Origin of the sequence: Streptomyces sp. NPDC051310 (genome assembly GCF_044455245.1) — a bacterium.
Lineage (GTDB): Bacteria > Actinomycetota > Actinomycetes > Streptomycetales > Streptomycetaceae > Streptomyces.
In genome coordinates, this window is sequence record NZ_JBITEO010000046.1 from 1 (window position 1) to 11560 (window position 11560).

Here is an 11560-nt window from a genome sequence, read left to right on the forward strand (position 1 = left end):
CTGACGGGTGTGGTGCATGCGGCGGGTGTGCTGGACGACGGTGTGGTGGAGTCGCTGTCGGCGGAGCAGGTGGAGCGGGTGATGCGGCCGAAGGTCGACGCGGCGCTGCATCTGCACGAGCTGACGGCGGGTATGGATCTGTCGGCGTTCGTGCTGTTCTCCTCGGTGTCCGCACTGATCGGCACCCCCGGGCAGGCCAACTACGCCGCTGCCAACGCCGCACTGGACGCGCTCGCGGCCGGGCGCCGCGCCGGAGGACTGCCCGCCACCTCCCTCGCGTGGGGCCTGTGGGCCGACGGACGCGGCATGGAAGGCGAGCTCCGCGAGGCGGATCTCGCCCGGCTGGCGCGGATGGGCATCGGTGCCCTCCCCGCCGCCGAGGCGCTGGAACTCTTCGACCACGCGCTCGGGCAGGACACCGCGCTGCTGGCACCGGTGAGGTTCGACCTGGCGGCCCTGCGGGCGCAGGCACGCACCGGACTGCTGCCCGCCCCGCTGCACGGCCTCGCCCCGGCACCCCGCCGCGTCGACAGGGGCGGATCGCTCGCGCAGCGCCTCGCCGGCGTCGCCGAGGCCGACCGGGAACGCGTCGTGCTGGACCTGGTGGCCGGGCAGGTCGCGGCCGCCCTCGGCCACGCGTCGGCCTCGGCCATCGATCCGGAGCGGGCCTTCAAGGACCTCGGCTTCGACTCGCTGACCGCGGTCGACCTGCGCAACAACCTCACCCAGGCCACGGGCGTGCGACTGCCCGCGACGCTGGTCTTCGACCACCCGAACCCGGTGGCCGTCGCACGCCTGCTGCTCCGGGAAGCCGGCGCGGTCGCCGAGGCAAGGCGCCCGGTGGCGCAGCCCCGGCGGGTGGACGACGAGCCGGTGGCCATCGTGGGCATGGGATGCCGGTTCCCGGGCGGCGTGACCTCGCCGGAGCAGCTGTGGGAGCTGGTGGCGTCGGGCCGTGACGCGGTGTCGGAGTTCCCGGGCGACCGCGGCTGGGACCTGGACGGGCTGTTCGACCCGGATCCCGATCACCCGGGGACCGCGTACACGCGGCAGGGCGGCTTCGTCGAGGGGGTCGGCGACTTCGACGCGGAGTTCTTCGGCATCAGCCCGCGCGAGGCCCTCGCCATGGACCCGCAGCAGCGGCTGCTGCTGGAGACCGCGTGGGAGGCGATGGAGGACGCGGGCATCGACCCGACGTCGCTGCGCGGCTCCGACACCGGTGTGTTCTGCGGGCTGATGTACGCGGACTACCAGCACGTGGCCGGGATGAGCGACCGGCGTGACGAGATCGAGGGCTACCTCATGATCTCGTCCGCGGCGAGTGTCGCCTCCGGGCGCATCAGCTACACCTTCGGTTTCGAGGGACCCTCGATCGCGGTCGACACCGCGTGTTCGTCGTCGCTGGTGGCGATCGCCCAGGCGATCACGTCGCTGCGGTCCGGGGAGTGCTCGCTGGCCCTGGCCGGCGGTGTGACCGTGCTGTCCCGGCCCAACATCTTCGTCGAGTTCAGCCGCCAGCGCGGTCTCGCCCCCGACGGCCGGTGCAAGGCGTACGGGTCCCACGCGAACGGTGTCGGCTGGAGCGAGGGCTCCGGACTGCTCGTCCTGGAGCGCCTCTCCGACGCGCGCCGCAACGGCCACGAGATCCTCGCCGTGGTGCGCGGTTCGGCCGTCAACCAGGACGGTGCGAGCAACGGCCTCACCGCCCCCAACGGCCCCTCGCAGGAGCGTGTCATCCGGCAGGCCCTTGCCAACGCCGGGCTGTCGCCGGCCGAGGTGGACGCGGTCGAGGGCCACGGCACGGGCACCCCGCTGGGCGACCCGATCGAGGCGGAAGCCCTGCTGGCGACCTACGGCCAGGAGCGGGCGGCCGACCCGCTGTGGCTGGGATCGCTGAAGTCCAACATCGGGCACACGCAGGCGGCCGCCGGCGTCGCCGGTGTGATCAAGATGGTGATGGCGATGCGGCACGGTGTGCTGCCGCGCACCCTGCACGTGGACGCGCCGTCACCGCACGTCAACTGGTCGGCGGGACAGGTGGAGCTGCTCACGGAGGCCAAGGAGTGGCCCGCGTCGGACCGCCCGCGGCGGGCCGGTGTGTCCTCCTTCGGGATCAGCGGCACCAACGCGCACGTCATCGTGGAGGAAGCACCCGTACCGACCCCGGCCGTGACGGCCGAGGACGGCGCCGCACCCGTGTCCCCGCCGGTGCTGCCGGTCCTGGTGTCCGCCAGGAGCGAGGCGGCGCTGCGGACACAGGCCGACCGGCTGCGGGCCCAGCTGATCGCCCACCCCGAGCTGTCCACCGTGGACATGGCCTACTCGTTGGCGACGACACGAGCGCAGCTGGAGCACCGCGCGGTGGTGGTGGCCACCGACCGCGGCGCGCTGCTGACCGGTCTCGGCGACCTCTCGTCGGCGGAGCCGTCGGCAGCCGTGGTCGAGGGCCGCGTCGTGGGCGGCAGGACCGTCTTCGTCTTCCCGGGCCAGGGCGCGCAGTGGGCGGGCATGGCCGTCGAACTCCTCGACACCTCCCCGGTGTTCGCCGAGCGGATGGCGGAGTGCGCGGTGGCGCTGTCGGCCTTCGTGGACTGGTCGCTGGAGGACGTGCTGCGGGGCGTCGAGGGCGCGCCGTCGCTGGAGCGGGTCGATGTGGTGCAGCCCGCGTTGTGGGCGGTGATGGTGTCGCTCGCCGCGCTGTGGCGTTCGTACGGTGTCGAGCCGTCCGCCGTGGTGGGGCACTCGCAGGGTGAGATCGCCGCCGCGGTGGTGGCGGGTGCGCTGTCGCTGGAGGACGGTGCGCGTGTGGTGGCGCTGCGCAGCCGGCTGGTGCTGGACCGCCTCGCGGGACGCGGTGGCATGGTGTCGGTGGCGCTGCCGGTGGAGCGGGCCGAGGAGCTTCTGGTCCCCTACGAGGGCAGGGTGTCGCTCGCGGCGGTGAACGGGCCGGCCGCGGTGGTGGTCGCCGGGGAGCCCGCCGCGCTGGACGAGATCGTCGCGGGGTGCGAGCGGGACGGTGTCCGGGCGCGGCGGGTGAACGTGGACTACGCCTCGCACTCCGCGCAGGTCGAGGCGATCGAGGCCGAACTGCTCGACGTACTCGCACCGGTCACTCCGGTGTCCGGCCAGGTGCCGCTCCACTCGACGGTGACCGGGGACTTCATCGACACCGGGATCATGGACGCCGCCTACTGGTACGGCAACCTGCGCGGTCAGGTCGGGTTCGAGCCCGCCGTGCGGGCACTGATCGACAACGGCGCCGGCTGCTTCCTGGAGATGTCGCCGCACCCGGTGCTGGCCATGGCCGTGGAGGAGAGTGCCGCCGCGCACGGGGCGGCGGACCGCGTCACCGTGGTCGGCTCGCTCCGCCGCGACGAGGGCGGTCTCCGGCGGTTCGCGACCTCCTTGGCCGAGGCCCACGTCGCGGGCGTCGCGGTCGACTGGTCGCCGTTCCACGCCGGGGGACGCCGGACGGCCCTGCCCACGTACGCGTTCCAGCGCGAGCGGTTCTGGCTCACCGCGGGCACCCGTGCCGGCGATGTGACGGCGGCCGGCCAGACGCGGATGGCGCACCCGGTCCTCGCCGCGGCGGTGCCGGTCGGCGACCGCGACGAGTGGGTGTTCACCGGCCGGATGTCCCAGGAGACGCACCCCTGGACACGGGACCACATGGTGTTCGGCACCGTCCTGGTGCCGGGGACCGCCCTCGTCGAGATGGTGCTGACCGCCGGACACGAGCTGGGCTGCACGGTGCTGGACGAACTGGTGCTGGAGGCGCCGCTGCTCCTGGCGGACGGCGTCACCCGGCACGTACAGGTCACCGTCGGCTCCGCGGGGGACGACGGCCGCCGTGAGGTGGCGGTCTACTCCCGCCCCGGGGACGACGAGGAGGAGGAGCCCGAGACCACCTGCCACGGCCGCGGATGGCTGGCCGCGGACGCGGCACCGCCGTCGCCGTTCCCGGCCCAGTGGCCGCCCGCCGACGCCCGGCCCGCGGCCGCCGGACTGCTCTACGAACGGCTGGCGGACATCGGCCTCGACTACGGGCCGCTGTTCCAGGGCGTCCGGGCGGCCTGGCACGCCGGCGACACGGTCTACGCCGAGGTCGCACTGCCCGACGACACCCCGGCCGGCGGGTTCGCGCTGCACCCCGCGCTGTTCGACGCCGCGCTCCACGGCGCGCTGCTGTCCAAGGAGGCCGGAACACCGGTGGACCTGCCGTTCTCCTGGTCCGGAGTACGGCTCGGGCGGACCGGGTCCACCCGGGTGCGGGTGCGGATCACGCCGGAGGGCTCCGCGCTGCGCGTTGACGTCGCCGACGACGCCGGAGCGATGGTCGCCGCGGTCGACGCCCTCGGGCTGCGCCCGCTGGAGCCCGGACAGCTCGACCGGGCGCAGGGCGCGGGAGACACGCTGCTCCAGGTGGACTGGGCCGAGGTCACGGCCGCGCCGCCGGCGCCGGCGCGGGTCGTACGGCTCGGCACCGAGCACGCGGACCTGGAGGCGCTGGAACGGGCCCTGTCCGAGGGCGCGCCGACGCCCGACCTGGTCGTCGCCGTGATCGAGGCGCCGGCCGGCGAACCGGCCGCGGCGGCCCGTGCGGTGGGCGCCGACACGCTGGCCCTGGTGCAGCGGTGGCTGGCCGGCGAGTGGGTCGGCGAGGCCCGGCTGGCCGTGGTGACCCGCGGCGGCATCGCCGTGGGCGACGAGTCGCCGGACGTGGCGCAGGCCCCCGCGTGGGGCCTGGTGCGCAGCGCCCAGTCCGAGCACCCCGGCAGGTTCCTGCTGGTGGACCTCGACGGCGGCGACGAGCCCGACTGGGGTTCGCTGCTCGCTCTCGACGAGCCGCAGCTCGCCGTGCGGGCGGGCAGACTGCTCGCGCCACGGCTCGGGCGTACCGGTGACCCGCTGCCGGTGGACGGCGCGTGGCGGCTGGCCGTCGGCCGCGCCGGCTCGCTGGAGGACCTGGCGATCGCTCCGTCCGACGGCATGCGGTCCCTCGGCGCCGGTGAAGTGCGCGTCGCCGTCCGGGCGGCGGGCCTCAACTTCCGCGACGTACTGATCGCCCTGGGCCTGTACCCGGGGGAGGCCCCGCTCGGCAGCGAGGCCGCCGGCGTCGTGCTCGAAGTCGGCGCGGACGTCACCGACCTGGCCCCCGGGGACCGCGTGTTCGGTCTGATCACCGACGCGTTCGGACCGGTCGCCGTGGCGGACCGGCGCACGGTCGTACCGATGCCGCCGGGGCTGTCGTTCGTGGAGGCCGCCGCGGTGCCGGTGGTGTACCTGACCGCCTACTACGGCCTGGTCGACCTGGCCGGACTGCGGCCCGGCGAGCAGCTGCTGGTGCACGCGGCGGCCGGCGGTGTGGGCATGGCCGCCATACAGCTGGCCCGCCACCTCGGGGCGGAGGTGTTCGCGACGGCGAGTCCGCACAAGTGGGACGCGGTACGGGCACTGGGCGTCCCGGAGGAGCGGATCGCGTCCTCGCGCGACCTGGACTTCCGGCAGGCGTTCCTGGACGCCACCGGCGGCGCCGGCGTGGACGTGGTGCTGAACTCCCTCGCCGGTGAGTTCGTCGACACCTCGCTGGAACTGCTGCTCCCGCGGGGCGGCCGGTTCATCGAGATGGGCAAGACCGACATCCGCGACCCCGAGGTGATCGCTCGCGAGAACCCGGGCGTCCGGTACCGCTCCTTCGACATGATCGAAGCCGGGCCGGAGCGGATCCAGGAGATGCTGACCGACATCTCCGCGCTGTTCGGCCGGGGTGTGCTCACCCCGTCGCCGATCCGCACCTGGGACGTGCGCCGGGGCCGGGAAGCGTTCCGGTTCCTCCGCGAGGGCCACAACATCGGCAAGATCGTGTTCACCCTCCCGGCACCGCTCGACCCCGACGGCACCGTGCTGGTCACCGGTGGCACCAGCGGCCTGGGGGCCCGGTTCGCCAGGCACCTGGCCGCGCACCACGGCGCCAGGCACCTGCTGCTGGTGAGCCGCCGAGGCCGGGCCACCGACGGTGTGGAGCACCTGGTCGGCGAACTGGAGGCACTGGGCGCCACGGTACGGGTGGAGGCGTGCGACGCGGCCGACCCGGACCGGCTGGCGGAGCTGCTCGGCTCCCTGGACCGGCCGCTGACCGCGGTCGTGCACTCCGCCGGCGTACTCGACGACGGTGTGGTCGAGGCCCTCACCACGGAGCACGTCGACCGGGTGATGCGTCCGAAGATCGACGCGGCGTGGAACCTGCACGAGCAGACCCTGGGCCAGGAGCTGTCCGCGTTCGTCCTGTTCTCGTCGGCCGCGGGCCAGCTCGGCAACCCGGGCCAGGCCAACTACGCCGCCGCGAACGCCGCCCTCGACGCGCTGGCACACCAGCGGCGCGCGACCGGCCTCCCCGCCACCTCCCTGGCATGGGGCCTGTGGGCCGGTGCCACCGGCATGACCGGCGACCTCGACGAGGCGGATCTCGACCGGATGGCGCGCACCGGCATCGGTGCGCTCTCCGCCGAACTCGGCCTGGAGCTGTTCGACCGGAGCCTCGGAGCGGACGCCGCCCTGCTGGTGCCGCTGCGGCTGGACCTGCCCGTGCTGCGCTCCCAGGCGCGGGACGGGACGCTGCCGCCCCTGCTGCGCGGGCTGGTCCGCGCACCGGCACGGCGGTCCGGGCCGGCGGGCGGGTCACTGGCCCAGCGGCTCGCCGGAGTGGCCGAGCCGGAGCGCGAACAGGTCGTACTGGAACTGGTGCAGGCGCAGGTCGCGGCCGTCCGCGGCAACGCGTCCGCGGCCGAGGTCGAGCCGGACCGGGCGTTCAAGCTGCTCGGATTCGACTCACTGGCGGCGGTCGAACTGCGCAACCGGCTCGCCCGGCAGACCGGCCTGAAGCTGCCGGCCACCCTCGTGTTCGACCACCCGACCCCCGCCGAGGTCGCGCGGCTGCTCCTCAAGGAGCTCGGCGGGGCCGGGGCCCAGGACGGGCAGTCGCCGTTCGACGAGGAACTGCGCAGGCTCGAGGACCTGCTGATCGCCGTGGCGGACGACGAACGCACGCTGGCCGGCCTCGAACCGCGCCTGCGCTATCTGAGCAACCGCCTGCGGGCCCTGCTCAGCGGAACGGGCGGAGAACCGTCCGCTGTGGACGCGGAGCCGGATGAGGACCTGGACGTGGCGTCCGACGACGAGGTGTTCGACCTACTCGACAAGGAGTTCGGATCCGCATGAACGGGAACACGAACGACCAGAAGCTCCGCAGCTACCTGCGGAAGGCGACCACGGAGCTGCGGACGGCCAACAACCGCGTGCGCGAGCTGGAGGAGCGCGACAGCGAGCCGCTGGCGATCGTCGGCATGAGCTGCCGCTACCCCGGGGACGTGACGTCGCCGGACGAGCTGTGGGAACTCGTGGCGGCCGGCCGGGACGCCACCACCGGCCTGCCCACCGACCGCGGCTGGGACCTGGAGCGGCTGAACGGCCAGGACCCCGACCAGCCCGGGACCGTGACCACCAGCAGGGGCGGCTTCGTCAAGGGCGTCGGCGACTTCGACGCGGACTTCTTCGGCATCAGCCCCCGCGAGGCCCTCGCCATGGACCCCTCCCAGCGGCTCATGCTGGAGGCGGCCTGGGAGGCGTTCGAGGACGCGGGCATCGACCCGACGTCGCTGCGCGGATCCGACACCGGTGTGTTCACCGGCGCGGTCACCTCGGACTACGGCGGGACGATGCTGCCGGAGCTGGAGGGGTTCCGCCTGACGGGCACCCAGGGAAGCGTGGTGTCGGGCCGGGTCGCCTACAGCCTGGGGCTGGAAGGACCCGCCGTCACGATCGACACGGCGTGCTCGTCGTCCCTCGTGGCGATCCACCTGGCCGCGCAGGCCCTGCGCTCCCGTGAGTGCTCGCTGGCGCTGGTCGGCGGTGTCACCGTGCTCGCCGGGCCGTTCCTGTTCGTCGAGTTCAGCCGCCAGCGTGGCCTGGCCCCGGACGGGCGCTGCAAGGCGTACGCGGCGTCCGCCGACGGCACCGGCTTCTCCGACGGACTCGGCCTGCTCGTGCTGGAGCGGCTCTCCGACGCGCGCCGCAACGGCCACAGGATCCTCGCCGTGGTGCGCGGTTCGGCCGTCAACCAGGACGGTGCGAGCAACGGTCTCACCGCGCCCAACGGCCCCTCGCAGGAGCGTGTCATCCGGGACGCCCTGGCGAGCTCCGGGCTGAGCCCCGCCGAGGTCGACGCCGTGGAGGGCCACGGCACCGGGACCCAGCTCGGTGACCCGATCGAGGCCCGCGCCCTGCTCGCGACGTACGGGCAGGAGAGGAACCGCCCCCTCTGGCTGGGGTCGGTCAAGTCGAACATCGGGCACACCTCGGCGGCGGCCGGCGTCGCCGGTGTGATCAAGATGGTGCAGGCGATGCGGCACGGCGTCCTCCCCGCCACGCTGCACGTGGACGAGCCGTCGCCGCACGTCGACTGGGAGGACGGGCGGATCGAGCTGGTGACGGAGGCCCGGGAGTGGTCCGCCTCCGCACGGCCGCGGCGCGCCGGTGTGTCGTCGTTCGGGATCAGCGGCACCAACGCGCACGTCATCCTGGAGGAGGCACCGGCCGACGCCCCCGCCGGGGAGGCACCCGCCGGGAACCAGCCGGCGGCCGAGGACGCGGCGCCGGCCGACGGCACGGCGAACCGGTCGGTGGACGTGCTCCCGGTGCTGGTCTCCGGACGCAACGAAGCGGCACTGCGGGCGCAGGCCGGCAGGCTGCGGACGCACCTCGCCGCGCGGCCCGGCATCCCGCTGCTCGACGTCGGCTTCACCGTGGCGACGTCGCGGGCGCAGCTGGAGCACCGCGCGGCGGTGGTGGCGTCCGACCGCGAGCGGCTGCTGGCGGGGCTGGAGGCCCTCGCGGCGGGAGAGCCCGCACCGGGCGTGGCCGAAGGCCGCGTGACGGGCGGCAGGACGGCGGTGCTGTTCACCGGCCAGGGTGCGCAGCGGGCGCGGATGGGCGCGGAACTGGCGGCACGCTTCCCGCGGTTCGCCGAGGCCCTGGACGAGGTGTGCGCGGAGCTCGACCCGCGGGTGGGCCGTCCGGTGCGGAGCCTGCTGGACGCCGAGGAGGGCTCCGACGAGGCCGCACTGCTGGACGCGACGGAGTACACCCAGGTGGCGCTGTTCGCCGTCGAGGTGGCGCTGTTCCGGCTGGTCGAGTCGCTGGGCGTGAGCCCCGACTACCTCATCGGGCATTCGGTGGGCGAGCTGGCGGCGGCACATGTGGCCGGCGTGCTGTCGCTCCCGGACGCGTGCGCCCTGGTGGTGGCGCGCGGCCGGCTGATGGGCGCGCTGCCGGAGGGCGGCGCCATGGTGGCCGTCCAGGCCGGTGAGACCGAGGTCGCGGAGTCGCTCGCCGGGTTCGAGGGCCGGCTGGAGATCGCGGCGGTGAACGGGCCGCGTGCGGTGGTGGTCTCCGGCGACGCCGACGCCGTGGAGGAGTGGCTGCCGCTGTGGAAGGACCGCAAGACCACGCGGCTGCGGGTCTCGCACGCCTTCCACTCCCCGCGCATGGAACCGATGCTGGCGGAGTTCGAGGCGGTGGCCCGGGAGCTGGAGTTCCACGAGCCGCGCATCCCCGTCGTCTCCAACGAGACCGGCAAGCCCGTGGGCCAGGAAATGGCCGACCCGCAGTACTGGGTCCGGCACGTGCGGCAGGCCGTGCGCTTCGCCGACGGCGTACAGACCCTGTGGGCCCTGGGCGTGCGCCGGTTCCTGGAACTGGGCCCCGACGCGGTGCTGACCGCGATGGCACGGCAGTCCCTGGAGAACGAGGACGACGTCGTGTTCGTACCGGCGCTGCGCGCCCGCCACTCCGAGTCCGAGACCTTCGCCGGTTTCCTCGGGCAGGCGCACAACGCGGGCGTACGGGTGGACTGGGCGGCGTTCTACGCGGGCACCGGAGCCCGGCGCACCCAGCTGCCGACCTACGCGTTCCAGCGCGAGCGGTACTGGCTGGCCCCGGACACCGGTGGCCGGGACGCGACCGCGGCCGGACTCGGGCGGCTCGACCACCCGCTGCTCGCGGCGGCCGTCTCCGTCGGCGACCGCGACGAGTGGCTGTTCACCGGCCGTCTCTCCACCGACACCCAGCCGTGGGCCGCCGAGCACAGGCTGCTCGGCACCATCGTGGTGCCGGGCACCGGACTGGTCGAGCTGGCCCTCGCCGCGGGGCGCCGGGCCGGCAGCCCCGTCCTCGCCGAGCTGGTGCTGGAGGCGCCGCTCCTCCTGGAGGACGGCGTCACACGGCAGCTGCAGGTCACCGTCGGCGAGGCCGGCGACGACGGCCGCCGCGAGGTGGCGGTCTACTCACGACCCGAAACCGGAGCCGAGGACGCCGAGCGGGACGTCACCTGCCACGCGCGCGGCCTCCTCACCACCGAGGCCGAGGCCGGGGCCGCGATGCCGTGGCCCGCCACCTGGCCGCCGGAAGGCGCCGAGCCGCTTCCCGTCGACGAGCTCTACTGCGATCTGGCCGACCTCGGCTACGACTACGGCCCCGTCTTCCACGGCGTGCGCGCCGCGTGGCGCGACGGCGACGAGACCTACGCCGAGGTGGCCCTGCCCGACGACGTCGACGGCGGAGCGTTCGGCATCCACCCGGCACTGTTCGACGCCGCGCTGCAGAGCGGCGCCGCCCTCCTGGCCGCCCGCGACACCGGCCGGCACAAGATGCCGTTCAGCTGGACCGGCGTCCGGATCGAGCAGCGCGGCACCACCAGGCTGTACGTCCGCACCGTCGCCACCGGTGACTCCTCGCTGCGGCTCGACGCGGTCGACGACACCGGGACCCCGGTCGTATCCGTCGCCTCCATCGACGTGCGTCCGGTGGAGCAGGCGAGGCTGGAGACAGGCCGGCCCGGCGGGCGCGACGCCCTCTTCGGGCTCGACTGGACCGTTGTCACGGCCGACCCGGCGACCGGGACGCCCCGGATCGCGCTCCTCGGCGCGGGTCACACGAGCACGGAGAACCACTACGCCGACCTGGCCGCGTGGGAGCGGGCACTCGCCGACGGCGCCACGGTCCCCGAGGCGGTCGTCGCCACCATCGGCGCGGGGGACGGGGCAACGGCCCCGGCGGACGCAGCGCGCGAGGCCGCGGCACAGGCCCTGGAGCTGGTGCAGCGGTGGCTGGCGGATGAGCGGGTGGCCGGTGCGCGGCTGGTGTTCCTGACGCGTGGTGCGGTGTCGGTGGCCGGTGAGGCTCCGGACGTCGCGCAGGCGGCGGTGTGGGGTCTGGTGCGCAGTGCGCAGTCGGAGCATCCGGGCCGGTTCGTCCTGGTGGATGTCGAGGCCGGGGCTGAGCGGGCCGACTGGGGTGTGGTGGTCGGTTCGGGCGAGTCGCAGGTGGCGGTGCGGGACGGTCGGTTGTTCGCGCCGCGTCTGGGCCGGGCTGCGGCGGGTGCGCCGCGGGGCTGGTCGGCGGATGAGCGTGTGCTGATCACGGGTGGTACGGGTGGTCTGGGTGCGCTGGTCGCTCGGCACTTGGTGGAGCGGGGTGTGCGGGATCTGGTGCTGGTGAGCCGGCG

The 11560-nt window shown here is 74.6% G+C and carries 1 protein-coding gene and 1 pseudogene; both read left to right on the top strand.

Annotated features, from left to right (window positions below):
- On the top strand, positions 1-7218 hold a 7218-nt coding region (locus ACIA79_RS33385; protein ID WP_399432182.1), incomplete at its 5' end, for an SDR family NAD(P)-dependent oxidoreductase.
- Positions 7219-7241: 23 nt separating this feature from the next.
- Positions 7242-11560 (top strand): annotated as a pseudogene (locus ACIA79_RS33390) (type I polyketide synthase); the annotation flags it as partial.